22 protein-coding genes are annotated in these 26,702 nt (G+C 45.8%); 11 read left to right on the top strand and 11 right to left on the bottom strand.

Features of this window, described 5'->3' with window-relative positions; genetic code table 11:
* The first annotated feature begins 48 nt into the window (after positions 1–48).
* Both secD and secF read left to right on the top strand, forming a co-directional pair.
* Positions 49–1,947, top strand: a complete 1,899-nt coding sequence (secD, locus tag AC13CK_RS03385; protein ID WP_482830941.1) for a protein translocase subunit SecD — start codon at positions 49–51, stop codon at positions 1,945–1,947.
* An 8-nt stretch (positions 1,948–1,955) separates the two neighbouring features.
* A complete protein-coding gene (gene secF / locus AC13CK_RS03380; protein WP_425880117.1) occupies positions 1,956–2,930 on the top strand; it encodes a protein translocase subunit SecF in 975 nt (324 codons plus the stop codon).
* A gap of 24 nt (positions 2,931–2,954) precedes the next feature.
* Here secF and AC13CK_RS03375 read toward each other — a convergent pair whose 3' ends face one another.
* The 5 genes from AC13CK_RS03375 to cysM all read right to left on the bottom strand — a co-directional run bounded on the left by AC13CK_RS03375 (position 2,955) and on the right by cysM (position 9,243).
* Positions 2,955–3,638 carry a hypothetical protein gene (locus AC13CK_RS03375; protein ID WP_222112429.1) on the bottom strand — a complete coding sequence of 228 codons (684 nt, stop codon included), beginning with the start codon at positions 3,636–3,638 and terminating at the stop codon, positions 2,955–2,957.
* A 101-nt stretch (positions 3,639–3,739) separates the two neighbouring features.
* Positions 3,740–6,049: a RelA/SpoT family protein gene (locus tag AC13CK_RS03370; RefSeq protein ID WP_005106083.1), complete on the bottom strand. Its 2,310-nt coding sequence runs from the start codon at positions 6,047–6,049 to the stop codon at positions 3,740–3,742.
* 32 nt (positions 6,050–6,081) lie between these two features.
* Positions 6,082–7,470, bottom strand: a complete 1,389-nt coding sequence (gene rlmD, locus AC13CK_RS03365; RefSeq protein WP_425880108.1) for a 23S rRNA (uracil(1939)-C(5))-methyltransferase RlmD — start codon at positions 7,468–7,470, stop codon at positions 6,082–6,084.
* A gap of 6 nt (positions 7,471–7,476) precedes the next feature.
* A complete protein-coding gene (locus AC13CK_RS03360; RefSeq protein ID WP_425880107.1) occupies positions 7,477–8,295 on the bottom strand; it encodes a 3'-5' exonuclease in 819 nt (272 codons plus the stop codon).
* An 18-nt stretch (positions 8,296–8,313) separates the two neighbouring features.
* Complete coding sequence (cysM, locus tag AC13CK_RS03355; RefSeq protein WP_004281649.1) at positions 8,314–9,243, bottom strand: cysteine synthase CysM; 930 nt, start codon at positions 9,241–9,243, stop codon at positions 8,314–8,316.
* Positions 9,244–9,605: 362 nt separating this feature from the next.
* On the opposite strand from cysM, the gene AC13CK_RS03350 reads away from it, so the two are divergent.
* The 5 genes from AC13CK_RS03350 (at position 9,606) to rsfS (ending at position 15,532) form a co-directional block, all read left to right on the top strand.
* Positions 9,606–12,413 carry a GacS-like sensor histidine kinase gene (locus AC13CK_RS03350; RefSeq protein WP_425880106.1) on the top strand — a complete coding sequence of 936 codons (2,808 nt, stop codon included), beginning with the start codon at positions 9,606–9,608 and terminating at the stop codon, positions 12,411–12,413.
* Positions 12,414–12,520: 107 nt separating this feature from the next.
* Entirely contained in the window at positions 12,521–13,309 is a 789-nt protein-coding gene (locus tag AC13CK_RS03345) for a crotonase/enoyl-CoA hydratase family protein (protein WP_005106080.1), read from the top strand.
* A gap of 36 nt (positions 13,310–13,345) precedes the next feature.
* Positions 13,346–14,215 carry an NAD(P)-dependent oxidoreductase gene (locus AC13CK_RS03340; protein WP_425880105.1) on the top strand — a complete coding sequence of 290 codons (870 nt, stop codon included), beginning with the start codon at positions 13,346–13,348 and terminating at the stop codon, positions 14,213–14,215.
* A 39-nt stretch (positions 14,216–14,254) separates the two neighbouring features.
* The gene (locus tag AC13CK_RS03335) at positions 14,255–15,043 is read left to right on the top strand and encodes a hydroxypyruvate isomerase family protein (protein ID WP_425880104.1); all 789 of its coding nucleotides are present in this window, start codon (positions 14,255–14,257) and stop codon (positions 15,041–15,043) included.
* Between the two features lie 81 nt (positions 15,044–15,124).
* Complete coding sequence (rsfS, locus tag AC13CK_RS03330) at positions 15,125–15,532, top strand: ribosome silencing factor (protein WP_425880103.1); 408 nt, start codon at positions 15,125–15,127, stop codon at positions 15,530–15,532.
* A gap of 267 nt (positions 15,533–15,799) precedes the next feature.
* Here the strand turns inward: rsfS and AC13CK_RS03325 are convergent, their stop codons facing one another.
* The 3 genes from AC13CK_RS03325 to AC13CK_RS03315 are packed head-to-tail and all read right to left on the bottom strand — an operon-like array spanning position 15,800 to position 18,711.
* Complete coding sequence (locus AC13CK_RS03325; protein WP_005248072.1) at positions 15,800–17,245, bottom strand: NAD(P)(+) transhydrogenase (Re/Si-specific) subunit beta; 1,446 nt, start codon at positions 17,243–17,245, stop codon at positions 15,800–15,802.
* 3 nt (positions 17,246–17,248) lie between these two features.
* Entirely contained in the window at positions 17,249–17,572 is a 324-nt protein-coding gene (locus AC13CK_RS03320; RefSeq protein WP_004281642.1) for a proton-translocating transhydrogenase family protein, read from the bottom strand.
* An 11-nt stretch (positions 17,573–17,583) separates the two neighbouring features.
* Positions 17,584–18,711 carry a Re/Si-specific NAD(P)(+) transhydrogenase subunit alpha gene (locus AC13CK_RS03315; RefSeq protein WP_004645141.1) on the bottom strand — a complete coding sequence of 376 codons (1,128 nt, stop codon included), beginning with the start codon at positions 18,709–18,711 and terminating at the stop codon, positions 17,584–17,586.
* Between the two features lie 983 nt (positions 18,712–19,694).
* On the opposite strand from AC13CK_RS03315, the gene AC13CK_RS03310 reads away from it, so the two are divergent.
* Positions 19,695–20,882 carry an MFS transporter gene (locus tag AC13CK_RS03310; RefSeq protein WP_425880102.1) on the top strand — a complete coding sequence of 396 codons (1,188 nt, stop codon included), beginning with the start codon at positions 19,695–19,697 and terminating at the stop codon, positions 20,880–20,882.
* A gap of 15 nt (positions 20,883–20,897) precedes the next feature.
* On the opposite strand, the gene AC13CK_RS03305 is transcribed toward AC13CK_RS03310, so the two are convergent.
* On the bottom strand, positions 20,898–21,542 hold the full coding sequence (locus AC13CK_RS03305; RefSeq protein ID WP_425880101.1) for a hypothetical protein: 645 nt from the start codon (positions 21,540–21,542) through the stop codon (positions 20,898–20,900).
* Between the two features lie 274 nt (positions 21,543–21,816).
* Between AC13CK_RS03305 and dusA the strand changes: the two genes are divergently transcribed.
* Complete coding sequence (gene dusA, locus AC13CK_RS03300; protein ID WP_425880100.1) at positions 21,817–22,842, top strand: tRNA dihydrouridine(20/20a) synthase DusA; 1,026 nt, start codon at positions 21,817–21,819, stop codon at positions 22,840–22,842.
* 50 nt (positions 22,843–22,892) lie between these two features.
* Here dusA and AC13CK_RS03295 read toward each other — a convergent pair whose 3' ends face one another.
* On the bottom strand, positions 22,893–23,405 hold the full coding sequence (locus AC13CK_RS03295) for a hypothetical protein (protein ID WP_004281611.1): 513 nt from the start codon (positions 23,403–23,405) through the stop codon (positions 22,893–22,895).
* 230 nt (positions 23,406–23,635) lie between these two features.
* Entirely contained in the window at positions 23,636–24,910 is a 1,275-nt protein-coding gene (coaBC, locus tag AC13CK_RS03290; protein ID WP_425880099.1) for a bifunctional phosphopantothenoylcysteine decarboxylase/phosphopantothenate--cysteine ligase CoaBC, read from the bottom strand.
* A 113-nt stretch (positions 24,911–25,023) separates the two neighbouring features.
* Between coaBC and radC the strand changes: the two genes are divergently transcribed.
* Together radC and AC13CK_RS03280 are read left to right on the top strand one after the other, a co-directional pair.
* Positions 25,024–25,725 carry a RadC family protein gene (gene radC / locus AC13CK_RS03285; protein WP_253114075.1) on the top strand — a complete coding sequence of 234 codons (702 nt, stop codon included), beginning with the start codon at positions 25,024–25,026 and terminating at the stop codon, positions 25,723–25,725.
* A 65-nt stretch (positions 25,726–25,790) separates the two neighbouring features.
* Entirely contained in the window at positions 25,791–26,702 is a 912-nt protein-coding gene (locus AC13CK_RS03280; RefSeq protein WP_004281608.1) for a bestrophin family protein, read from the top strand.

The raw sequence follows: 26,702 nt of genomic DNA, 5'->3' as shown, positions 1-26,702 counted from the left end.
AAAATAGTCGTGCCCTCGCACGACTTTTTCATTTTAAGAAGAAAACGAATGCGTTACCCAGCATGGAAATATGTACTGATCCTGGTTGTCCTGGTGATCAGTACCTTATATGCCCTGCCAAGTTTGTATCCAGATGAACCTGCTGTACAGATTTCGGGTGCCAAAGCCGGTACTCAAATTGATGCAAGCATCGTACAAAAAGCAGAGCAAATTTTAAAAACTGAAAATATTGCCACCCATGACAATAGCTTTGGCAACAATGCAGCCTTATTACGTGTAGATTCAAGTGAATCACAGCTTAAAGCCAAAGAGGCTTTACGTCGTGGTTTAGGTGATGATTACGTGGTTGCACTGAACCTTGCCCCGACCACCCCAGAATGGCTGCAAAAAATTGGTGCCAAACCAATGAAGCTTGGCCTGGATTTACGTGGTGGTGTTCACTTCTTGCTTGAAGTGGATATGGACAAGGCCATTTCCCAGCGCATGGAAACCTCTGCGACGGATCTACGTCGTCAGTTGCGTGATAACAACCTGAAATTTAATAGCCTGAATTTAAGCAACAACACCATTGTGATGCAGTTTGCCAACAATGATGATCGTTCTGCAACGATGGACTTCTTGCGCCGTAATGGCAATGAGTTTACCCAGCAGGCTGTTGCGACCGAGACCGGTTCGACCTTACGTCTAAACTATACTGATGTGCGTAAGCAAGAAATTGAATCTTATGCTGTCAATCAGAACTTGACCACTTTACGTAACCGTATTAACGAGTTAGGTGTGGCAGAAGCACTGGTTCAAACTCAGGGCAGCAACCGTATTGTGGTTGAGCTTCCTGGTGTGCAGGATACCGCTGAAGCGAAACGTGTCTTAGGTCGTACCGCGAACCTCGAGTTCCGTCTGGTGTCTGACCTGAATGATCAATATATTGATCCATATACCGGTCAGGCAACGGGTGCATTGCCAGCAGGCACAGAAGTCTTTGCTTATGAGTCACTGGACAGTGGTCGTCAGCTCCTCTTGAACCGTAACCGTATCTTAACCGGTGAACGTGTTCAGAATGCATCAAGTGGCTTTAGCCAAGACACAGGCGGTGCTGAAGTTAACATTACCTTGGACAGCGCAGGCGGCAAACTGATGTCGGATGCGACCCGTAATGCGGTCGGCAAACGTATGGCCGTCTTGTTCATCGAGAACAAACAACGCATTAATTATGTGGAAGATCCTGCGACCGGCACTCAGACTGAAGTTCGTACACCATATACTGAGTCTGTAGTAATTAACGCTGCAACCATTCAGGCAGTACTAGGCTCTCAGTTCCGTATTACCGGTCTGGACTCACCGCAAGAAGCTGCTGAACTTGCCTTGATGCTGCGTGCAGGTGCGTTGGCTGCACCAATGTATTTTGTTGAAGAACGTGTGATTGGTCCAAGTCTGGGTCAAGAGAACATCGACAAAGGTGTACTTTCAACTCAGATCGGTTTCCTTCTGGTTGCCATCTGGATGGTGGTGTTCTTCCGTGTGTTTGGTGTGATTGCCAACTTTGCACTGGTCTTTAACCTGGCGATGATTCTGACAGTCATGTCTTGGATTGGCGCTTCCCTTACCCTTCCGGGTATTGCCGGTATCGTCATTACCATCGGTATGGCGGTCGATGCCAACGTACTGATCTGTGAACGAATACGGGAAGAAATGAAATGGGGAGCTTCGCCAAAACAGGCGATTGTGGCCGGTTATGATCGTGCCTATAACACCATTTTCGACTCGAACTTGACCACATTCCTGGTGGCGTTCATTCTGTTCGCGATTGGTACAGGTCCGATCAAAGGCTTTGCCGTAACCCTGATGATTGGTATTGTCTGCTCGATGTTTACTGCCATTACAGTAACGCGTGCCGTGGTACAGCTCATTTATGGCAAAAAACGTAACTTGAAAAAGTTGAGCATTTAAGGAGATCACTGATGACTGAAAATACTCAACTGAATCAAAAACAGTACGGTCGCCCGGAAGACGAACGCATTATTCCGTTTATGAAGATTGCGATGCCTGCGGCATTGTTTTCAATCATCCTAACCGTTGCGAGTATCTTCTTTATTGCCACCAAAGGCCTGAACCTTGGTTTGGACTTTACCGGTGGTGTGGCAGCCGAACTCAACTATACCAATCCGGTCAAACCTGAAGATGTCTCCCAGGCATTGAGCCAGGCAGGCTTTAATGATGCTGTGGTGCAAACTTTAGGTTCTGAACGTGACCTGATGGTGCGTATGCCGGTTCAGGAAGACATCGAAGCTGAAGACCTGACCAAAGCGGTTACAGCAGCGGTGCAACTGCCAAATAATGCGGCAGAAGTACCGAAGGTCGATGTCGTCGGTGGCCAGGTCGGTAATGAGCTCTATGTCCGTTCTGGCGGTGCTGTGGCATTGGCGCTCCTGCTGATGCTGGTCTATGTCACCATCCGCTTCGAGTTCAAACTGGCGATCGGCGCGGTCTTGTCGCTATTCCATGATATTGTCGTCACCCTCGGGATTTTTGCGATGATGCAGTGGCCATTTGACCTCACGGTACTGGCAGCATTACTGGCAATCATCGGTTTCTCACTGAACGATAATATCGTGGTCTCTGACCGTATCCGTGAGAACTTCCGTAAGATTCGTGGTGCAGAACCGGTCGAAATCATTAACATTGCCCTGACTGAAACGCTGCGTCGTACCATTCATACCTCTATGACCTTATTGCTGGTGGTGCTTGCCATGATGCTGATGGGCGGCGATGGTCTGAAATGGTTCTCGATCGCGATGTTTGTTGGTGTCTTTGTCGGGACCTATTCGTCCATCTATATCGGTACGGCCTTTGCCTTGTGGCGTGGTCTAAACCGTCAGGACTTTATTGTTCAGGTGAAACCAGAATTTGAAGACGAGAACCAGATTCCATAATCTGTTCTGTTTCATGTTCATCGTTCAGCCCGTCTTATGATGGGCTGAATTATTTCTGCCGTTTGAATATGTGGCAGCGGGAATAATCGCAATGACTGGATGGATTTTCTCAATATCAGTTTTCTGGAAAACCACCTTTCTGCTTTCATCCAGACTTTGAAATTCATAATGATCCTGAGTTTCACTGACCAGTTGCAAAATGAGCTGCAAGCCATTGAGCAGATACACACAGAGTATGCCTGCAGTGGATAACTCGGCCTGTTTGTCACAAACCAGCCACCAGCCCGGTTTTAAGCTGGGAAAATAATACGGCCCTGCTACCCAAATCGCATAATGCTGTGCTTGCAGATGAAAAATATCCTGATTGAATGAGAGCGCTGAATCCAAGGAGATAAGTGCGAATGCCTGCTGTTGCACCACCTGCATTTGCAACAGTACACCTTGCGCTGGAATTGGAGATAATTCAACTTTTGGTTCAGTCGACTGATCTAGAATGAGCACATCTAGACCCAGTTGTTGTTCCAGTTCCCTTGCTGCCTTCTCCCCGATCTGACGTTTGCTATTCAGTAATTGCGCAATATATGAGGCTGACAAACCGAAATGCTCACAGATTTCTTTGCCAGTTTTAAATTGCTGTGTCTCGATCAGCAGATCAATGACCTTGGCCAGATTATTTCGTCTACGTTCAAATATTTCAGTCGCGCTCATCTCGGTCTGTTGGTCTATTTTTTTATGCATGTAATTTAAATACCTTACAATAAAAAAGCCCGCAATTGAATTGCAGGCTTTTTAAACTTACATAAGAGCAATTAAGTGCCCTGTACCAGACGGCGCGCGCTGATAATTCCCGGCTGCTGTTCTAGACGGGCCAATAGCTTGGAAAGTTGTGCCAAACCTTTGACTTCAATCAACAGCTTCATATTGGCAATACCATCCGCTTCCGAAATGGTATTCACCTGGCGGATATTGATCTGATCCGAGAAAATCACTTGCGTCAGATCTTTGAGCAAACCGCGTCGATCATAAGCTTCCACCACAATCTGTACGCTCTGACCGCGAGTCGGCTGCATTTCCCAATCGGCTTCTACCGCACGCTCAGGCTCTTGAGAAATCATACGCACATAGTCCGGACAAGCGACCTTATGAATGCTCACCCCCCGATTCAGAGTGATATAACCTGCAATTGACTCACCATGCACCGGTTGGCAACATTGCGCGACATGCAATTCCACGTTATCCAGACCGTCGATCAGAATCCCGTGCGCTGACAGCGTATGACTGGCACGCGGGTTCAGGGCAGGTTTTAGCACCAGTTCAGGTTCGTCCTGATCCAGATGCATATGGCGGTTCACCTGATTAATCAGAGCATGCAAGCTGATATCGCCATTGACCAGATTCACCAGAATGTCATCACCGGTTTTGACATTGAAGTGGTTGCAATAATCACTCAGATCAATCGATTTCGGATGAATTGCCAGACGTGACAATTCTTTGTTCAGTACTTCACGGCCGACTTCCAGGTTCTTGCTGCGATCCTGTTGACGGAACCAGTGACGCAACTTATCTCGCGCACGGGCAGTCTTGATATAACCCAGCGAATTAACCAGCCAGTCCCGGTTCGGTTCCCGGTCTTTTTTGGTCAGAATTTCAACCTGTTCACCAGTTTTCAGAGTGTAGGTCAGCGGCACATAGCGCTGATTCACCCGTGCGGCATAGCACTTGTTCCCGACCTCGGTATGTACATGATACGCAAAGTCGAGCACGGTCGAATCACGCGGCAGCTCTTTGATATCGCCATCACGGCTAAACACATAGATCTTTTCAAAGCCTTCAAAATCTTGAATATGCTCAAAATTCTCTATTTCATCTTCAGATTCTTTATGTGCACTGCTTTCATTACGTTCTTGATAATGCTCAAGTACCGCACGCAAGGAATGCAGACGATGGTTAAAGGAGCGATCTGTGGTTTTCGCGCCTTCTTTATAATTAAAGTGTGAACACACCCCAAGTTCAGCTTCGTCATGCATTGCATGAGTACGAATCTGCACTTCAAGTGACTTGTTCTCGGCAATCACCGCAGTATGTAAAGAACGATAACCATTGGCTTTGGGATTGGTAATGTAATCATCAAACTGATGCGGAATATGGCGCCAGATCTGATGCACAATACCTAAAGTGTGATAACACTCCGGCACACTTTTCACCAGTACCCGTAAAGCACGAATATCATAGAGCTGGTCAAAGCTCAGGTTCTTGCTTTTCATTTTTCGATAAATCGAATAAATGTGCTTCACCCGGCCATTAATTTCAGCTTCGATGCCATGCTCAGCCAATTCATTGCGTAATTTATCAATCACAAACTGAATATACTGTTCACGCTCCAGACGCTTTTCATTCAGTAAGGAAGCAATTTCTTTATAACGTTCCGGCGCAAGATAACGGAAAGCCAGATCTTCCAGCTCCCACTTCAACTGAGCAATGCCCAAGCGGTGTGCCAGTGGCGAGTAAATGGTCAGAATTTCTCGGGCCACCCGTTCCTGACGCTCACGCGAGGAATTGGCCAGTTCACGCAAGGCATAGGTACGTTCGGCCAGCTTGACCAGAACGACACGTACATCTTCGGTGACCGAGATCAGCATTTTGTAAATGCCAGACAGATGTTCACGCTGGTTATTATTGAAATGATCTTCCAGGCGTTTATTTTTTTCGATCAGCTCAGACAGCTTACCCATGGCAAGCGTACCTTTGACCAGGCTATGCACCTGTTCGCCGAACTGTTCCAATACTTCACTGAGTGGCATGACGCCTTCACGAACAGCACGATACAGCATGGCTGCGGACAAAGTATCTTCATCGACATGCAGATGCGCCAGAATATCCGCCATTTCAATACCAGTATAAAAGGTATTGGAGCGGTGCTGAACCGTACTTTGCAGCTCTCTTTCTAATGTTAAGTGGGCGACTTCTTCGAGCTGCGTTAAAGGTGCGCCATCTAATATGCCACGAACCCGATCCAACCATTCAGTCAGATCCTGGTGTGCTTGTTCGGCATGTTCTACAGTCGTCTCCTGTGACAACTCATTGAGTCGTCCAGGGAGTTGCTCACGTACTGTGACCATACCCGTCTCCTACTTTTAAAAACATCATTTCTTTAATCGTTTATTTGATTTTCTTTTTCGAACAATGCGATTGATTCAACATGTCCAGTATGTGTAAACATATCCATCACGCCCGCTTGGGTGAGACGATAGCCCTGTTGTACCAAGAGTCCTGCATCTCTGGCGAGTGTCGCAGGATTACATGACACATAAACGATTCTTTTAGCTCCAAACTGAGGGATATAATGCATCACTTCTTCTGCCCCGGCACGTGGCGGGTCGATTAATAATGCATCAAAACCTTGATTTGCCCAAGTGTGGTGCGAGAAATCTTTGGTTAAATCTTGTGAATAGAACGATATTTGTGCAATACCATTGTTTTTGGCATTTTCCGCACCACGTCGAACCATTTCATCACTTCCCTCGACCGCAATCACCTGACCCGACGCACCAACACAGCGCGCAAGAGGTAAGGAAAAGTTTCCTAATCCACAAAAGAGATCCAGAACCCGTTCACCCTGTTGCAGTTGTAGCAAATCACATGCCAATCGTACCATTTGCGGATTGATGCTTGAATTTACCTGAGTAAAGTCCAGAGGATTAAAGCCGAATTTCACATCAAAGTCATCAAGACCATAGTGTAAGCGTGCAGATGCTTCTGTATCATCTATTCGCGAAAGCGTTTCTTTGCCAACAGGCTGCAGATACAGTTGCCAGCCTTTCTGTAACGTAAATTCGCGCAATTGGTTGACATCATCGGCAGATAATTTTGCAGTTTCACGCACCAGCAGCGCAATGTCCTGATCCCCCATGGCCAATTCTATATGACCGATGTCGGCCTTACCATTCAGACCTTGCAGCAATTGTTTAAGACGTGTAACCGAGCCAAACTCGCGATCCAAGATCATACAGCGATCAATCGGTGTCAGTTTGTTGGACTGATTCTCACGAAAACCCACCACCAGCTGATCCTTGGAAGGTAGATAACGCACCCCAATCCGGGCTTTACGGCGATAATCTTCACGTTGTGAACGTAAAGGCGGTAGCCATTGATCAGGCTGGATTCCAGCAAAATGCTGTAGATGCGATTTCAGCACATTCTGTTTCAGTTCAATCTGCGCATCCGCAGCGATATGCTGCATATTACAGCCACCACAGATCCCAAAATGCGGACACACCGGCTTCACGCGAATCTCGGAAGCGTCGCTCAACAATTCAAGACTGTCGGCTTCTTCGAGTTTTTTAACTTCACGGGTAATGCGGGCACGCACGGTTTCACCCGGCAAGGCATAACGGATAAAGACTTTCTTACCATGTTTATGCTGCGGATGATCCGGATGTGAACCATAATGAGCGATACCACGTCCCTCATGCGATAGTGACTCAACCTGAAAAATGTACTCGGGTTGCTGGATAGGACGTGCTTGTGCTCGATGTTTCATGAAAACCTAGGGTATGGAGATGGGAAAATCAAATTGGGTAAATTCAGTTCGTTGCGAAGTCTCACGCCAAACTGATAAAAAGTCCGCATGCTGCGGTTGAGTCTGCAAATATTGAATCGTGCTTTGCAGCAGATGCTGATAATCCGGCAGTAACAGCTGGCCTTTTAACAGCAACCAGCGGATATACACCAGCCAGGTATTCAGGACATCACCTTCACAATAAGACGTCAGTTCGGTCCATTGCTGATTGCGGACATATTCCGGAACCCGATAGGCTCCGTCACCGCGCTTGCCTGGATAACCCAGCAAATGTGCAACATCATCCAGCTTCTGGAAATGACGGGCATGAAACATGGCCATCACATCCATCAGGTCAACATGACGATGATGGTAACGATTCTGGTAGTTATTATAACGCTTTTGCGTATCAATTTCGCCCTGATCGAACAGACTCGGTGCAGAGAGTCCATGATACATGGCGCGGTATAAAATTACTGGTAAATCAAACTGTGAGCCATTCCAACTCACTAGAGTCGGATGTCGCTTGTCAAAAATGGACAAGAATTTTTTCAAAATTTCTGCTTCAGAATGCTGTTCTCGACTAAAGGAAAACAGCTTTATACCCTGTTCATCCATCCATAAACCGGAAATACAGACAATTTCATGCAGCGGTAAACGCTGAAAATCAGAGCCTGAATCCTGACGGCGTAATTTGGTCAGGGCCTGATCCAGATCTGCTTCGGGCAGGTCCAGACCAAACAGATGCGCGCCTGATTTGAGATCGGTTTGGGTTTCAATATCGAAAGTTAAAACAGGCAGGCGCATAAAACAGTGCTCAAATAATTATTCAGGATCTTGTACAGAGAATAACCCTGTAGACAAGTAACGGTCACCACGGTCACAGATAATACACACAATCACTGCATCCGGATGTTCTTCCGCCAGTTTAATCGAGGCCCACACTGCCCCACCAGAAGAGGTTCCGGCACTGATGCCTTCTTTCTGTGCCAGCTTGCGCATGGTTTTTTCAGCTTCGATTTGTGGAATATCAATAATGCGATCCACACGGCTACGGTCGAAAATGGTTGGCAGATATTCTTCTGGCCAGCGACGGATTCCGGCAATGCTTGAACCATCAGATGGCTGTAAACCGACGATCTGAATATCAGGATTCATTTCTTTCAGGTATTTCGACACACCCATGATGGTGCCGGTGGTACCCATAGAACTGACAAAATGGGTAATTTTGCCACCGGTTTGCTGCCAGATTTCTGGACCCGTGGTCAGGTAATGCGCTTCGACATTGTCCGGATTTCCGAACTGATTCAACACCAGCCCCACGCCATCATTCTGCATTTGAGCAGCAAGATCACGTGCACCTTCCATGCCCTGCTCTTTGGTTACTTCAATTAGCTCGGCACCATACGCACGCATCGCGTCCTTACGTTCCTGACTCATATTGTTCGGCATGATCAGCTTCATTTTATAGCCACGCATTGCTGCGACCATCGCCAATGCAATCCCCGTATTTCCGCTCGTTGCCTCAATCAGGGTGTCACCCGGTTTGATCTGCCCACGCTTCTCGGCCTGCATGATCATATTATAGGCCGGACGGTCTTTGACCGAACCTGCCGGGTTATTGCCTTCGAGTTTCGCGAGTACTGTAGCTTGAGTGTGACTTGCCAGACGCTGTAAACGCACCAGCGGCGTTTTGCCTACATAATGGTCTAACAAAAATTCATCTGCTTGAAAATCAGGGATGGTATTACTCATTATTTGCACCTATATCGAGGTGCGGCTATTGTATGAAAAAATGCTTTTCCCTGCACCCATTTAGCAAGGCTTTTTCAGAAAGCTCACTAAAACTCACACACTATCAAGTCATAAACTACATTTCCCGATAATTTAGCCAGGTGAAGCAGCTCGCTAATGAAGATGAAAATACTATTTCAGTCTGGCACTTTTACAGATTGAAATTTCGTGCGTCTTAGTCTTGCTGTACCTGAGCAAAATTAACTGAAATCTCTTGTATTTTTAACTGCTAATCCGAAGCTTTATAAAAATTATGCTTAAATTTTAACTGTCGATTTAAAGCATGCTAATATGCCAGGCATAAAGAAAATACTGCTTAAATCATGTCAACGATCAACAAAAAGCTGTTTAAACGCCTACACTTAAATCATGCCTATGGACAGCTGATTGCGCTGATTTTTGTGCCGATTACCATTTTGGCCTGTGTCGGCGCCATGCTGGTGTTGACTGAAACCTCGAATGCCGCACGTGCCCAGCAGAAGCAGATGGCCATTGCGATTCTGACCCGCTTTCAAGGTACTTCAGAATATGCATTGGATATCTTGAATCTGTATCCCTGGCAATATGACCAAGCCCACAACGCCATGCAGAACATGCTGAATGAAAAGCATCTGGTTCGAGCAGCGGTTCTGGACGAAAATGGCAAGAACCGTTTGGGCATCGGTTTTCAGGAACAGGCGCCTTGGCCAGAATTTGAGAAAAGCGGTAATTTTGTTGGCCCGATTCTGCATCAAGATAATCATATCTATGCCATTAAAGTGAATGAAAACACTTTTTCTACCGGCTGGCTGGCAATTGAGCTGGATAATCAGCCGCTAGCAATTGCCCGTTACCGAGTACTGATCGTACTGATTGCGACCGGATTACTGACTTTATTATTGTTATTACTTTGCTTGAATTTCTACTCACGGCGCTGGATCGCCCCAATGTATGAGATTCGTATGCAATTGCAACGCCTGAATGCCGATACCCTCGGCCAGCATATGGTGATTAACAGCACCGGCGAGCTGCGTTTATTGCAACGTGATATCGCCAATGTGGTGAAACGTTTGCATTTCAGCTTTCTGGAACTGCGTGAACATACCGAACAGACCGAAGACGATTTACGCCGCACCCTCGACACTTTAGAAGTCCAGAATATTACCTATCGTCAGGCACGCGACCAGGCGATCTCGGCCAACCAGGCCAAGTCGGTGTTTCTGGCCAATATTTCCCATGAATTGCGCACCCCGCTGAACAGTATTGATGGTTTTATTCATCTGTTGTTACGTCAGGGCAATCTCAGCAACGAACAGAGCCTGTATTTGCAGACCATTCGTAAGTCTTCGGCGCATTTGCTGGCACTGATCAATGATGTTCTGGATTTTTCCAAAATTGATGCCGGCAAACTGGAACTGGAAACGGCACCTTTTGATCTGGAAGAAGCGATTTTTGATGTGATGGACATGTTGTCACCTCTGGCAGCACAAAAACATATTGATATGGCCTTCTATTATGCAGATGGTGTGCCAAAACACATTATTGGTGATGCGCTACGATTTAAACAGATTCTGACCAACCTGATTTCCAATGCGATCAAATTCACTCCGGATGGAGAAATCATTGTCCGGGCACGCATGGAACATGATGGAATGGATCAGTGTGTGCTGCATTTTAGTGTACAGGATAGCGGCATTGGCCTGAGTGGTACCGACCGTAAAAAGCTGTTTGAGTCCTTCTCGCAGGGTGATACCTCGGTGACCCGTCAGTTTGGCGGTACCGGTCTTGGTCTGGCAATTTCCAAACAGCTGGTGAACCTGATGCATGGCCAGATTGGTTTTGAAGACAACCAGGAACGTGCCCCGACCGAAAAAGGCTCGACTTTCTGGTTTACTGCCCAGTTCCTGGTCGATGAAGATACCGTGATTGAGCATCCTGATTTTAGCGAATTGACCGTGGTGTCTTATCTTGCACACCCGGCAACCGCGAATGTGTTGCGTCATTATCTGGAAAATTATCAGGTTAAACATATTGAATGTGCATCGATTCTGGATCTGTTTAGCCGTCTGAATCATTTACAGAATAGCGAAAATACCTGGCTGATCGTCGATCATAGTGGTGACAGTGAAGTCTTGTTACGCGAAATCCGTTCACGTTATCAGGGTCATCTGGCTGTCTATGGTTATCAGATGCAACTGGATCCAGGCATGCTCAATGACCATCGTGCCCGTGCCCTGCATCAGCCACTCAGCCGCAGCGCGCTGATTCAGTTACTCGGCAATCAGCCGGTCTTCGATCAGGAACAGCATGAAGAATTCAATGGTCAAGGCCTGCATATTCTGGCCGTGGATGATCATTTGCCCAACCTGATTGTTCTGGAAGCCTTGCTGGGCGAACTCAATGTCACCACGACCAAAGCCCTCAGCGGACAGGAAGCGATCGATATTATTCAGCGCCGTTATGAACAGGAACAACCGGCGTTTGATCTGGTGTTTATGGACATTCAGATGCCGGTGATGTCGGGGATCGATACCACCCGTGCCATTCGCTCGCTGGAATCGACCTTTGAAAATCATAGTCGCCTGCCAATTATCGCCCTGACGGCGCATGCACTTTCTGATGAAAAACATAAACTGCTGCAAAACGGCATGGATGATTATGTCACCAAGCCGATTCAGATCGAGCAGATTATCCAAATTTTGACGCACTGGACCACCGAGCATTTTAAACGGATTCCGGTACTGGAACGTGCCAATGTGATTGATGCTCTGGATCCGAATATTCTGGACTGGCAGCAAAGCCTGCAACTGGCAGCCAATAAGGAGGATCTGGCGGTAGACCTGTTACGCATGCTGGTAGACAGCTTTGCAGATGAACTCGATGAAATGCAGCAACTGATTGAACTGGAAGATTTCCCACAACTGGAACATGTGTTGCATCGTCTCTATGGCGCGACCCGCTATGTCGGTGCTCCTACTTTGCAAAAAGTCACCGGTGGCCTTGAGCAGTTCGTTTCTACCTTGCGTAAAGAGCGCCGTAAGGCCGATGAAAGCTTTGTTCAAGAGGTACTGAAATATTTTGATGAACTCAAAGCCGTGGTTGAACAGGTTGAACAAGCTGCCCAGCAAATTTTGAAGCAACATTTAAATTAAACCTCTGAAGCTGCTCAGTTCTTAACTTACTCAAGTGTGACTGAGCTGTCATGCAAGCCTAAAGGCTGCATGCTATGCTCAAGCCAGGAAAAATAAGGAAGAATGCCATGTCACTCGTGCGCTTGGAAAAAAATAACGGCATTGCCACTGTTACATTGAATCGTCCGGATAAACGCAATGCCATGAGCTTTGCCCTGCTGCGCGAACTGGTAGCGACTGCACAGAAAATCAAAAAAGATAAAAGCATCCGTTGTGTGATTTTAACGGGTGAAGCCCAAGTCTTTAGTGCCGGTATTGATCTGGCCGATTTAAATAATCCTAAAAATCGTGCTTATGCTGCCTGGGAGCTGATTCGTCCGGGTCAAAGCCTGTTTCAAAAAGCATTTCTGGTCTGGCAGGAATTACCGGTTCCGGTGATTGCCGCGATGGAGGGCTTCTGTTTTGGTGCCGGGATGCAGCTTGCCCTGGCCGCAGACATACGCATTGCCCATCCTGAGACCAAAATGTCAATTATGGAAACCCGTTGGGGACTGGTGCCAGACATGGGACTCAGCCGCTCACTGAAAGGCCTGATTGGTATTGATCTGGCAAAAGAGCTGACTTTGACTGCCCGGATTTTTGAGGGCGAATATGCCAAAGAAATCGGTCTGATCACCCATGTCGATGAACAGCCACTAGGAAGAGCACAAGCCTTGGCTGAAGAAATGCTGCAACGTTCCCCAGATGCGCTGATGGCCTCTAAATTTGTACTGGATGCCATGCAGCATCGTCCGAACAAATCCCTGCGTATGGAAAAAATCTGGCAATTGAAATTGCTGCTGGGTAAAAATAGCCAGCTGGCCCGTAAAAAAGACAAGAACCCAGAGGTTCAGTTTGTACCGCGCCAATATAAATAAGTCGAGTCTGAGTCAAAGCAAGGAATAAGAGAAAGTATGCAGTTGAATCGCGATACTAAAATTGCCTTTTTAGGTATGGGGCTGATGGGCACTCGTATGGCCACACGTCTGCTTCAGGCAGGTTTTCAGGTGGCGGTTTGGAACCGTACATCATCTGCCTGTGAGCCCTTGCTGGATCTAGGTGCAACTACGCTATCTTTGGATAAGATTACAGATTACCCGGTGATTCTGACCTGCCTGGCAGATGATCAGGCAGTGCAATCTGTTTTTGCTCAGATCGAACCGTATTTGCTTACGGAGCAAGTGATTGTAGATTTCTCCAGCCTTTCAGTACAGCAAACCCAAACACTTGCAGCACAAGCACAGGCCAAGAAAGTAACCTGGATTGACTCTCCGGTTTCAGGCGGTACCGCCGGGGCTGAACAAGGCAGTCTGGTGATTTTTGCTGGTGGTGATGCCACGACGATTGAAAATCTTAATCCGATCTATGCAGTACTTTCACAACGCGTGACCCGCATGGGTGATACGGGTACCGGTCAGGCGACTAAAATCTGTAATCAGCTGATTGTGGCTGCCAATAGCACCTTGATCGCAGAAGCGGTCGCCCTTGCTGGACTTGCCGGGGTGGATACACGTTTACTGGCGCCTGCGCTGGCGGGTGGTTTTGCTGACTCCAAGCCTTTTCAGATTCTGGCCCCCCGTATGGCCACGCAAACTTTTGAACCGGTGCAATGGAAAGTGCAGACTTTATCCAAGGATCTGAATAATGCCGTGCAACTGGCACAAAGCTTTGACCTGGATGTTCCGGTGGCGACTCAAGCTTTAACGCAGTTACATGCTCATCAAGCCCAAGGCTTTGCCGAAGCAGATCTGGCTACTGTAATCCAGCAACTAAAACATTCATAACGCTTGATTGATGCGGCCTTGAATATTGAAGAGAAAGACATGATTAAACTTGCCGTCAACCTGTCGATGATTTTTACCGAAGTGCCGCTGATCGAACGTTTCGCGCTGGCTCGTGCACAAGGCTTTAATCATGTGGAAATCCAGTTTCCTTATGAACTTACGATTGGCCAGATTCAAAACCAGCTCAGCACCCATCAGCTAAACTTGTGCCTGATTAATGTACCGGCAGGTGATTTAATGCAGGGCGGTCATGGTCTGGCTGGCATTCCAGGACAGGAAATCGAGTTTCGTCATGCGGTTGAGCAGGCCATCCAGTATGCCACGACGTTGAATGTACCCCGGGTCAATATTCTGGCAGGAAAACAGCCCTTGGACTGTGATCTGTTGCCCTGCCTGAATACGCTGGCGAGTAACCTGAAAATGGCCTGTTCAATGCTGCTTGAGCATCAAATTGAACCGGTCTTTGAAATGATCAATGGCATCGATATGCCACGTTTTTTGATTCAAAATGTTGCTCAAGCACAGGAAATGCTGGAAGCGGTACATCATCCGGGCTTAAAAATGCAGTATGACTGTTACCACATGGCAATGATGGGCGAAGATGTACTGGAAACTTTGCAAGAAAATATTGCCTCGATTGGTCATATCCAATTTGCGGATTGTCCGGCACGGCATCAACCCAATACGGGTTCAATTCAATATCATGATATATTTCAGTGGTTAAAACATAGTCAATATCAAGGTTATGTCGCTGCCGAGTATAAACCTAGCGGACATTCCAACGATTCCTTTGACTGGAAAGCTGAGTTCTTTCCGGAGCATGACTGAGTGGACTGCGGCTTCATTTGAAATTCAGGACTAAAACCGCTATATTAGACCATGCATAATTGTTAGGAAATTACACTCCCCATGAATTTAGAACCATCGCCCAGCGCTTCTAATTCTCACGATCTTACTATGAATTCAAATTCTCAAGCTGTACAGGACTGCTTAAAAGTCGTACATGCTGCACTTGAAGATGTAAAAGCAAAAGAAATTGTTGAGCTTGATGTCAGCGGTATCAGTAATGTGGCTGATGCTATGGTCATTGCAAGCGGTACATCGACACGTCATATCAAATCATTGGCCAATAACGTTGCTGAAGAAGCACGTAAAGCTGGCTTCCGCCCTCTTGGTATTGAAGGCGAACGTGATGCTGAATGGATCCTCATCGACCTTGGTTATGTGGTGGTTCATTGTATGCTTCCAACAGCGCGTAAATTCTATGACCTAGAAAGCTTATGGCGCAATCCTACAGATACTGAATCTGTAGCGTAAAAACCGAATATTCAAAAAAGCGACCTGTGTAGGTCGCTTTTTTATTGCCTGTTCATCTAACTTTATAAGCATTAATACAACTCAATCTGTTCGCTATTTTTTAATTTCCATCTTGTCTTATGCACCGATTTGATTGGTATTTTAGGATCAATTCATCATCAACATAGACGTTCGATGATCACTCAATCATCCTTTTCCCAAGATATAAAATAAAAAATCCCCCTTTATTAAAAGGGGGACTTAGGAGGATTCTAATGATTTAGATGATTAGTGACCCGTACCATTAATGGCTTTAGTCATATCTTCCACCACTTTCTTGGCATCACCAAAGATCATCATGGTCTTGTCATTATAGAACAAGTCATTGTCGAGACCCGCATAACCGGTTGCCATAGAACGCTTGATCACCATAATCGTACGTGCCTTATGGGCTTCCAGAATTGGCATACCATAAATTGGCGATGTTGGATCATCTTTCGCCGCAGGGTTCACAACGTCGTTCGCACCAATCACTAGCACCACATCTGTTGCCGGGAAGTCCGAGTTGATCTCATCCATTTCCAGGATGTCTTCATACGGTACGTCCGCTTCAGCAAGTAGTACGTTCATATGACCTGGCATACGACCTGCTACAGGATGAATCGCAAAACGAACCGTTACGCCCTGCTCTTTTAGCAAGTTAGCCAATTCTTTTACCGCATTTTGTGCACGGCCTTGCGCCATACCATAACCCGGTACAATCACCACGCTGTCTGCATTTGACATCAGGAAGCCTGCATCATCTGCCGAGCCAGAACGGTGATTACGTTGGACCTGTTCACCTGCTCCTGCTGTCGGCGCAGCTGCACCGCCCATCGCACCGCCAAACAAAACGTTGATGATTGAGCGGTTCATCGCTTTACACATGATGTAAGACAGAATCGCACCTGAAGAACCCACCAGTGAGCCTGCAACGATCAACATGTTGTTTTCTAAGGTAAAACCAATACCAGCTGCTGCCCAACCTGAGAATGAGTTGAGTAGCGATACCACCACTGGCATATCACCACCACCGACTGGTGCAATCCATACCCAGCCGAATGCCAGCGCAAGGCCTGTCATCGCCCAGAACGAGGTCATATTACCCGTCAGGAAGAAGTGAACACCAAAACCTAACATAGCAATAAAGATGATCGCCTGAACCGGTTTCACCCATGCACCTGAAATGGTTTTTGCCCATTTCTTTGCAGCCAGTTTACCGTAAGCAAAGACTGATGCTGTAAAGGTAATCGCACCCACGAAACAGCCCACAAACAGTTCAAATAAATGAACACGGCTCATTTCATGGAAATTGACACCATTGGCAGCCAACAGGTCTGGACCTAGTTCAATCAATTTGTTGTTGTGAATAATGGCAGCGACAGCAATCAGGACCGCAGCCAGACCCACTAATGAGTGCATTAGCGCCACAGTTTCAGGCATCTGCGTCATTGGAACTGTACGTGCACGGGCGATACCCACAATTGCACCCAGCACCATTGCACCAATAATCATCCAGACAACCGGATTCTCAGCCACAAAGAAGGTGGTCATGACCGCAATGGCCATCGCGATCATTCCGTAACGGTTACCGGCAATCGCAGTTTTAGGACCTGATAAACCACGTAGCGTCAGGATAAAAAGAACGGCACCAATCAGGTAGAACCAATCCGCATATTCTCGAATCATTTCCATGGATTAACCCTCTTTTTTCTTTTGCTTAGGTTTAAACATTTCCAGCATACGTGCAGTCACTGCAAAGCCACCGAAAATATTGATACTGGCCAGGAACACCGCAATTGCACCAAGCACGCTCACCACATTAATGGTCTGGAAATCTACGCTACCTTCAACGCCGATCACCGGCAGACCAACAGTCTGAATCATTGCACCGACAATAATGATCGATGACAAGGCATTGGTGACCGCCATCAACGGCGTATGCAATGCTGGTGTTACACCCCACACCACGTAGTAACCTACGAAAATGGCAAGGACAAAAATCGTAATTGTTTCAACCATGAGTCTTCTCCTTAACCACGTTTCAGCAGCACTTGGCCGCCATGAGTGACAAGTAGGGCTTTTTGAATTTCTTCTTCTTGATTCAGGACAAAATTCTTATCTGCATCAAATAATGTTTCCACGAAGTTAAATACGTTACGAGCGTATAAAGCAGAGGCTTCAGTCGATACCGTCGATGGAATATTTGGAATGCCGAGAATTTTGACGCCGTTGTCGGTATGCACGGTTTCGCCACATTTTGAACCTTCGACGTTGCCGCCAGATTCTACTGCCATGTCCAGAATCACTGAACCCGGTTTCATTTTCGCAACTGTTTCAGCACGGATTAAACGCGGTGCATCACGGCCCGGTAAAAGCGCTGTGGTAATCACGATGTCAGCATTTGATACCGCTTTATCAACAATTGCAGCCTGATCGCGGATGTATTCTTCACCCGGCATCCAGCCATAACCATTTTTGGCAGCATCTGCAGCTTTTTGCTGCTCTTCAGCAGACATCGGCACGTCTAGCCATTTACCGCCCAGAGATTCAACCTGATCTTTGGCAGTTGGACGCAAGTCCGTGGCTTCAACGATGGCACCTAAACGTTTTGCAGTGGCAATCGCTTGCAGACCCGCTACGCCGACACCCATAATCACCACACGAGCCGGTTTAACCGTACCCGCAGCAGTCATCAGCATCGGGAACATGCGCTGGTATTCAGCCGCAGCCAAAAGCACCGACTTGTAACCTGCAAGGTTGGCTTGAGAAGACAAGACATCCATGTTCTGCGCACGAGATAAGGTTCGTGGCAAAAGTTCCAATGCAAATGCAGACACGTTTTGTGCCGCGAATTGGTCAAGCTCAGTATTACGGTAAGGATCAAACATTGCCACGATAGTGGTATTCGGGTTGAGTTTTTGAATTTCCTCACCTTTCGGTGCACGAACTTTTAAAATCAACTGACTGCCGGTGTAGGCATCATCCGTAATTTTGGCACCAACTTGTTCATAGGCACTATCGATATAGGCAGCTTTAACCCCTGCACCACGTTCGATAATCACGCTATGTCCTGCGCTGATCAATTTCTTTACTGTCTCTGGCGTCGCAGCGACGCGATTTTCACCGACAACAGTTTCGGCTGGAATTCCGATCTGCATGAGCGTTCCTCAAGCTAATTTTTCTTAAGTAAACATCGTGTAAAACGATGCTTCCCCTCAGGATGTGTTCTTGTTGAATTTTTGGATTCTAATCAAACTGTTTGAAATTACCACCTACTATTTATTTAATAAATACCTATATTTTGAACTGATGATTCATAAAAATGATGCTGCAATAGCACATTTATTTAATTCAACGGCTATTCATATTCGATGCTTTTATAAACGATATTCATTCCGCTGAATGAAATATCCAGATTTTACTGGTGTAAATAAGCGCAGATTTCTGATTTATTTTGTTACATTGATGATTCTGACAATGATTGCTGTATTTCCTGATTTAGAAGCAGACTTTCAATTTCTCTAGTCCCTATAGATAGCGGCACTTTAGCTGCGCCGTTTTTTTAGTTTTGACTTTTTTGACAGATTTAGCACTCAAGCAAGAGCACTGTTTTTAGACGTTAAAATCGTATTTTATGAAATGATAGAATTTGATTTGAGCAGATCTTCATCAGACACAATTAATAGATCTGACAAAAAGTAATCGCCAAAATTTTATAAGACTCAGGTCTCAAACAGTCAGATAAAGGGTAGAAAAAAAGCTGGATGACTATTTATTATATTAATGTACTGAACTTGATTCAAAATGGAAAATCTCATTTTCGCACCAAATTTGCGCAATAAAATAGAGTAAATATTCCACTTTTTTGACCTCAGTGCTCTTTTTTATTGTTTTTACTTTAAGCTGCGCTTTAATGAAGCAACCCCATCATTAAAAGATAAAAAATTCTGTAAATATTCACTCATACTTTCTATTTGAAATTGCACTTCTTTCATTAAGCTGCCTGAGTTCTAACAATTTTCAATGCTGGCAATATTTCTCTACTTTTAAAGCAAGAACTTCTGGCCTATAGTGCCCTCAATTTGAACATTATTCTCATTCCTCATTTCAATTCTTCCGGTCTGAATACAAGGTTAGCCCTATGCACACGCCTCTCGATATTAGTCAAAATAAGCCCTTATTATGGCTGATGGCGATTGCATGCGGTTTATGTGCCGGCGCGAACTATTATTGCCAGCCGTTGATTTCATCGATTCAGCAGTATTATCAGGTACCTGAATCACAAGTGGCACTTACTGTCACTTTTGCTCAAATCTCTTATGCCCTGGGCCTGCTGTTTATTGTGCCTTTAGGTGACATGCTAAATAAGACTAAACTGATCCCTTTCCTCATGCTGGGTGCCGCAGCAGGTTTATTTATTTGTGCTAGTGCTGTGAATCTGCCAATGCTCTGGGTCGGCACTATCATTGCCGGACTGTTTTCCGTGGCTGCACAGATTCTGATTCCCTTGGCCACCATGGCGGTCAAACCGGAAAAAACCGGAGAAGTGGTGGGCTTCCTGATGAGTGGCTTGCTGGTTGGCATTCTACTCTCGACCAGTATTGCCGGATTATTTTCCGACCTGTTTCACTGGAAAATGATTTATATCGTCAGTGGCATAAGCATGCTGGCTTTAAGTTTTTATTTGAAAGGAAAACTACCGAGCCTGCCACGTCTGAGAATTAGCTATACAGCAATTTTTAAATCTATGGGAATATTACTCAAGCAGGAACCACGACTGGTTTTTCGTTCACTTACAGGCGCATGTGCTTTTGCTGCTATGAGTATGTTGTTCTCCACCATTGCTCTGCTGCTAACGCAGGAACCTTTTCAGCTTTCTGATGTCATGGTTGGGCTGGTCACGCTGGTGGGTGTATTTGGCGCACTTTCCACGCAGTTCATTGGCAAATGGGCCGATCGTGGCCATATCAGAACACTGAGCTGGATCGGCTGTTCTATTCTGATGGGAAGCTGGTTATTTTTATACTTTGGTGCAGTATCTTTGCTCAGTTATATTCTGGGTTATGGACTGATAAATCTTGGGCTCGCGATTACCCATAGTTGTAACCAGAACGTGATTTTTCGCCTGCGCCCGGATGCCAAATCACGAGTCAATTCACTCTATATGACCTTGTATTTTATTGGCGGTGCCTGTGGTTCAGCCTTAGGCGTATATGCCTGGCATCATGGTGGATGGAGCATGACCTGTCTGGCAGGACTCGGGCTAGCTCTGTGTGCCACCCTATTCGCCCTGCTGGATCAATGGTATCAGGCCAGAACAACTGCATAAGTATTTTACCTCTATTTAGCTGACTTGCGCCGCCGGATAATAAGGCTTATTCAGATCAAGAGTTTGTGAATTTTCTAATAAAATACAGATAAAAACCGGCAATAAGGCTGCCAGAATCCGGCAGCTTTCCTCTAATGATTTATAATTCAACGAGCTGTGATACGTGGCGCCACCCTGCATTATCTGATGGTGCAAGGTAGATAAACGTTGAAATATTCCAGCTAAAATTTCAACAGAATTTCGTTCTTTTAAAGCCTTCTCTATATTCTGTTTCTGTGTTTCCAGATCAGCTTGACAGCTTTCCAGACTAATTTTCTGATGACGATAATCCCAAAAGCTTTGTTCCACATAGGGATTGGCCAAGAGTGAGCAGATCGGCTGGCTGTATTTTCCCCAGAGAATATGATTAATTTTCTGATCCAGATCCTTTTGGCAGAGTGTTTCCATAAACTGATGCAGCTTTTTCTGATCTTGAACCAGATCACACTCATCTGCATAAATCGCCTGAAAGCTGATCCACAGGCTGATAAACTTAAAATCCAGATCCTGATCCAGGTCTAGCGATTTTTTAAACCAGCCTAAGCCCCGATGAATTCTTAGATTAAAATGTGCCGAATTTTGTGCTTTATGGCTTTTATAAATCTCCTCCAATAACAACATGATTATTCTCCTTATTTCTAGCGTTTTTATATTCATCTTTCTCCTATCAAAATATACCATTCCAACCTGACTGGGAATTCCAATTTTATTTCTTGTTTCATTCCCTGGATTTACCGGGCTAGCTCAAGTTCGCCGGGTGATTTTTCTGATTTTATGCTAGTATTACGCCCTCTTTTTGCGACGTCAGCAGATCCGGTTTAAGCCAAAAACCAATAACTGAGTGATCGCATGAATTGCTTCTTCTTTCTTCCATTTCGTTAAGGCGTGATTTTGAATGACTGATCTGACCACCATTGAAAATAAACTTCAACCACGAATCAGTGTTGCGCCGATGATGGATTGGACTACCAAAGACTATCGTTTCTTTGCCCGTCTGTTTAACCCGAATGTGATTATGTACACCGAAATGGTCACCACGGGTGCGATCATTTATGGCGATGCCAAACGTCATTTGGACTTTAATACGGAAGAGCAGCCAATCGTTTTGCAACTCGGCGGCTCGAATCCAAAAGATCTGGCAATCTGTACCAAGATGGCGCAGGACTGGGGCTATAACGAAGTCAATTTAAATGTAGGTTGCCCAAGTGACCGGGTACAAAATAATAAAATTGGTGCCTGTCTGATGGCGGAGCCTGATCTAGTCGCAGAATGTATTGCTGAAATGCGTCATGCGGTGGATATTCCAGTGACCGTAAAACACCGGATCGGAATTGATGATATGCAATCTTATGAAGAGATGCTGCATTTTGTCGATACCGTGGCCAAAACCGGCTGCAATAATTTTATCGTGCATGCGCGGATTGCCTTATTAAAAGGTCTATCACCTAAAGAAAACCGCGACGTGCCACCCCTACGTTATGAAGATGTCTACCGTTTAAAACAGGATCGTCCTGATCTGCTCATCGAGATCAACGGCGGAATTAAAACCTATGCCGAAACGCTGGAACATCTCAAACATGTGGATGGCGTGATGATTGGCCGCGAAGCCTATCATAATCCTTACTTACTGGCTGAACTGGGCCAGTTATGGAATCTGGATGCACCAGACCGTTTTGACATTATGCAACAGATGCTGCCTTATATTGCCCAGCGCATGGCCGAAGGTGCACCTTTATCCATTATTACCCGTCATATTTTAGGACTGTTCCAGAATTTGCCGGGTGCACGTAAATGGCGTCAGGCTTTAAGCGGTGGTAATGCCAAAACCTTGAAAGATGTAGAGACTGCACTTTTTAATATTCAGGAAGCGATGCAGCGTACCGAAGATTATGTACGTGAACATCAACAAGTTGAGTCCTAAACACAAAAAGCACCAATGATCGGTGCTTTTTTATAGCGATTGCGCATGAGTTATTGCGTATACGCCGTGATATTGCCGACCGGAATTGGCTCTTCCTGATAAGAAACATCTTGTAATGCGGGTTCAGCCACTGGTGTAATCAGAGAGCCGGAGACATTCTGGTTCGGTTCATCTACAGGTTCTAGATCATCCAAGGCTGAGGCCAGTTGCTGTAATTCTCGATCCAGTTGCTGACGATATTTTTCAATTTCAATTTCATCAATAAAAGCAAAGGCATCATCTTCAATCGACCAACTATATCCCCCATCCACCTTAAAGACTTTTACATGAATGGGATATTCTTCACCCTGATAATTCAGATGAGAAATGGCCTGAAACTCATTCCCCTGACGCTGGACAATTTTGACCTTTTTCACGGTAAAACGATAGTGTTGATAATCTCGATTGGAATTAAATTCACGTTGCATCTGCGTTTGAATATTTCTGGCCAGTTCATCCATCGAGACAAAATAACTGCATCCAGCCAGACAGGCGACCATCCATAACATCATGATTTTTTTCATAGCGCCCCCTCTTTTTTTCTTTCCACTTCCTGCTTATAGCTGATATACGCAGTATTTTTATCTTTGCTTATTCTGTGACCCATTTTATGCTTTTTTGCAAAAACAATAAACAAACAGCGCTTCGATTAAGACTAAATATTTATGGTTTCTATGGTTTTTTTGAATTAATGATAAAAAATCAGCCATAAAAAAACCCTGATGGATTCAGGGTTTTTTCGATACAGATCGTTTTAAAAATCATCATCACTGGATGGATCACGATGCAGGGCATCATGAATAGCTTCGATCAACTGCTGGGCAATTTCCTGCTTGGAGGCTTTTTCCAGATCGCGTTTATCCAGCTGATAATGCTCGGCAAAGAATACTATCATGGCATTTTCATCCGAAGCAAAACCGATATCCGTACGTGAAACGTCATTGCAGGCAATCATATCCAGCTTTTTCGCGACCAGCTTTCCGGCAGCATATTCTTCAATATTGCGGGTTTCTGCAGCAAAGCCGACCATAAATGGACGTTTTTCCTGCTGGGCAATGGTGGCGACAATATCCGGATTTTTCACCAAGGCGACATTCAGTTCATCACCGGCTTTCTTGATTTTATGCTCGGCTACTTCTGCCACACGATAATCGGCTACTGCAGCTGTCGCAATAAAGATATCGCAACCATTTTCCAGCATTTGCATGCTTTCATTCAGCATTTGTACGGCAGAAGAAACATTCTTACGTTTTACGCCATTCGGGGTATCCAGACTGACCGGACCTGCGATCAGGGTGACATTTGCTCCGGCTGCATAACAGGCTGCAGCCAGTGCAAAGCCCATTTTCCCGGTACTGTGATTGGAAATATAACGCACCGGATCAATCGCTTCGCGAGTCGGGCCTGCGGTAATCGTGACTTGTTTACCCGCAAGCAGGCCAAATTTTTCCGCAATCGCACGTTGAGCTTTATGAAAATATTCAGTCACCTGTCGGGCTAAATCTTCCGGCTCAGGCATCCGGCCCAAACCTACATCCCCACAAGCCTGTGAACCCGCGTCCGGCATGATCACATGCACACCATCTTCGATCAGTGTCGCAAGATTACGCTGCGTTGCTTTGGCTGCCCACATTTGCTGGTTCATGGCAGGTGCTACCCAGACGGGTGCTTTTGTTGCCAGATATAAAGTACTTAAGAGATCATCAGCCAGACCTGCTGCGAATTTTGCCAAGGTATCACAGCTGGCCGGTGCTACTAGCAACAGATCTGCCCAACGTGCTAGCTCGATATGGCCCATACCGGCTTCTGCTTCAGTATCCAGTAATTCGGTATGTACGGGATTGCCCGATAAGGCTTGAAAGGTTAAAGGTGTAATAAAAGCCTGTGCACCGTGAGTCATGACGACCCGCACATTAAATCCGGCATCTTTCAAACGGCGGACCAGAATTGCACTTTTATAGGCAGCAATACCGCCAGTGACGGCCAAAATGATATTTTTATGAGGAATTACACTTAGATCAAAGCTCACGAACAGATTACCTCGCTGTTGCAGTGGGGCTCACAATAGCATTAAATAATCGCATTCCCAAGAGATCGGCTTGCGGGAAAACTGATAATTCATAATAAATAAGTCTAATAACTATGCAATTTTCTATTAAAAACTGGCCGGAACAAGAACGGCCGCGAGAACGCCTGATTCAATATGGCGCAGAAAGTTTATCCGATGCCGAGCTACTGGCCATTTTTCTACGCTCCGGTTCACAGCAGCATTCGGCAGTTGATCTGGCGCGGTTGCTGATTCAACATTTTGGTCATTTGACTGCACTACTGGATGCGCCTTTACAGGAAATCAGCCAGTTTCATGGCATGGGCATCAGTAAATATACCCAACTGATGGCCGTCAAGGAACTCGGACGGCGTTACATTGCCGAGCACCTGAAACAGGATGCACTGGAACTCACCAATTCCAAACGGCTGAGAGATTACTTACGTTTTGAACTGCTCGGTGAAACTCAAGAAGTGTTTGCCGTGCTGTGTCTGGATGCCAGTCTAAGAAAAATTGCCTTTAAAAAACTGTTTTATGGCTCCATCAATGCATGTGATATTTCCATTAATCAATTGTTGCGTTATGCCATTAGCCAACAGGCTACTTCCATTGTGATTGCACATAATCATCCACTGGGCCGGCCCTCTCCATCCAAGGCTGACCTGGCATTGACCCGTCAGATTCAACAAGCCTGCCAGCTGGTAGATATTCATCTGATTGACCATTGTATTATCGCTTTGGAGGGCAGTTTTTCCTTTGCTGAGCAGCAACTCATCAAACCAGAAATGCAGTATTGAATAGCACTTGACAAAGCAGGCACAACTCCACAAGATCATGAAAAAAATTGTGATGATTCCAATAAATGATCGTACGTGACCAGCCAACTGTTTTTAAACTGCTGTTTTCCTGGCGAGGGACGATTTTACCTAAAGTTTTGCCACCTTTGGGCGTGGTAATGCTGATGTCAGCCATCATCGGTGGCTTATCACATATTGGTTATTTTCATTTTCCAGAATTACCCCTGGTCGGCTTTACCCTGATTGGAGTGGTACTGTCGATCTTTCTCGGATTTAAGAACTCGGCCTGTTATGACCGCTGGTGGGAAGCGCGCAAACTTTGGGGCATTTTGATTGCCAATTCACGTCATTTTGACCGTGATTGCCGGATGCTGTCTCAAGGTCGCCGTGAACGTGTAATTCAGCATGTGATTGTCTTTGCCAATGTCCTCCGTGACCGGCTACGCCATCAGACAGCCAATCCGACGGAACTTGTGGAAACCAGCGGCATGAGCCAGCAGGCTGTGACCCAGCTCTATCAGCAGGCCAATGCGCCGCAATATACCTTAAGCCTGATTCAATGGGAGTTAATGCAGGCGCTCAAAGAAGGTGAAATCTCCGACATCATCTATATGCAGATGAATAATCATGTAGCAGAACTAAGTATTGTCCAGACTGGTTGTGACCGGATTGCAACAACGCCTTTGCCTTTTGCCTATTCGGTCTTGCTCAACCGCACCGTCTATTTTTTCTGTTTTATTTTGCCTTTTAGTCTGGGTTCAACGCTTGGTCTGTTTACGCCTTTGCTGGTCGGAATTTTGGCCTATACCTTTTTGGGACTGGATGCTTTAAGTTCGGAAATTGAAGAGCCTTTTGGTACTCAAAGCAACGACTTGCCTCTGGACTCGATGGTGCGTACCATTGAAATTGAACTATTAGGAACGTTGGGTAAACCAACGCCACCACCGATTCAGGCCAAAGATCATAATTTGCTATAA

Source organism: Acinetobacter sp. L-24 (genome assembly GCF_056857555.1).
Note: the sequence above shows the minus strand (reverse complement) of the source record. Positions and strands in the feature narration are given on the sequence as shown.

What these genes read in the sequence shown, in the direction of transcription:
- dusA (WP_425880100.1), top strand. Translation starts at nt 21,817, where the DNA reads ATGACTGATCTGACCACCATTGAAAATAAACTTCAACCACGAATCAGT.
- AC13CK_RS03370 (WP_005106083.1), bottom strand. Translation starts at nt 6,049, where the DNA reads ATGGTCACAGTACGTGAGCAACTCCCTGGACGACTCAATGAGTTGTCA.
- radC (WP_253114075.1), top strand. Translation starts at nt 25,024, where the DNA reads ATGCAATTTTCTATTAAAAACTGGCCGGAACAAGAACGGCCGCGAGAA.
- AC13CK_RS03345 (WP_005106080.1), top strand. Translation starts at nt 12,521, where the DNA reads ATGTCACTCGTGCGCTTGGAAAAAAATAACGGCATTGCCACTGTTACA.
- secD (WP_482830941.1), top strand. Translation starts at nt 49, where the DNA reads ATGCGTTACCCAGCATGGAAATATGTACTGATCCTGGTTGTCCTGGTG.
- AC13CK_RS03340 (WP_425880105.1), top strand. Translation starts at nt 13,346, where the DNA reads ATGCAGTTGAATCGCGATACTAAAATTGCCTTTTTAGGTATGGGGCTG.
- AC13CK_RS03295 (WP_004281611.1), bottom strand. Translation starts at nt 23,405, where the DNA reads ATGAAAAAAATCATGATGTTATGGATGGTCGCCTGTCTGGCTGGATGC.
- AC13CK_RS03350 (WP_425880106.1), top strand. Translation starts at nt 9,606, where the DNA reads ATGTCAACGATCAACAAAAAGCTGTTTAAACGCCTACACTTAAATCAT.
- AC13CK_RS03360 (WP_425880107.1), bottom strand. Translation starts at nt 8,295, where the DNA reads ATGCGCCTGCCTGTTTTAACTTTCGATATTGAAACCCAAACCGATCTC.
- AC13CK_RS03280 (WP_004281608.1), top strand. Translation starts at nt 25,791, where the DNA reads ATGATCGTACGTGACCAGCCAACTGTTTTTAAACTGCTGTTTTCCTGG.
- AC13CK_RS03325 (WP_005248072.1), bottom strand. Translation starts at nt 17,245, where the DNA reads ATGGAAATGATTCGAGAATATGCGGATTGGTTCTACCTGATTGGTGCC.
- rlmD (WP_425880108.1), bottom strand. Translation starts at nt 7,470, where the DNA reads ATGAAACATCGAGCACAAGCACGTCCTATCCAGCAACCCGAGTACATT.
- AC13CK_RS03305 (WP_425880101.1), bottom strand. Translation starts at nt 21,542, where the DNA reads ATGTTGTTATTGGAGGAGATTTATAAAAGCCATAAAGCACAAAATTCG.
- AC13CK_RS03310 (WP_425880102.1), top strand. Translation starts at nt 19,695, where the DNA reads ATGCACACGCCTCTCGATATTAGTCAAAATAAGCCCTTATTATGGCTG.
- AC13CK_RS03375 (WP_222112429.1), bottom strand. Translation starts at nt 3,638, where the DNA reads ATGAGCGCGACTGAAATATTTGAACGTAGACGAAATAATCTGGCCAAG.
- rsfS (WP_425880103.1), top strand. Translation starts at nt 15,125, where the DNA reads ATGAATTTAGAACCATCGCCCAGCGCTTCTAATTCTCACGATCTTACT.
- AC13CK_RS03315 (WP_004645141.1), bottom strand. Translation starts at nt 18,711, where the DNA reads ATGCAGATCGGAATTCCAGCCGAAACTGTTGTCGGTGAAAATCGCGTC.
- AC13CK_RS03335 (WP_425880104.1), top strand. Translation starts at nt 14,255, where the DNA reads ATGATTAAACTTGCCGTCAACCTGTCGATGATTTTTACCGAAGTGCCG.
- AC13CK_RS03320 (WP_004281642.1), bottom strand. Translation starts at nt 17,572, where the DNA reads ATGGTTGAAACAATTACGATTTTTGTCCTTGCCATTTTCGTAGGTTAC.
- cysM (WP_004281649.1), bottom strand. Translation starts at nt 9,243, where the DNA reads ATGAGTAATACCATCCCTGATTTTCAAGCAGATGAATTTTTGTTAGAC.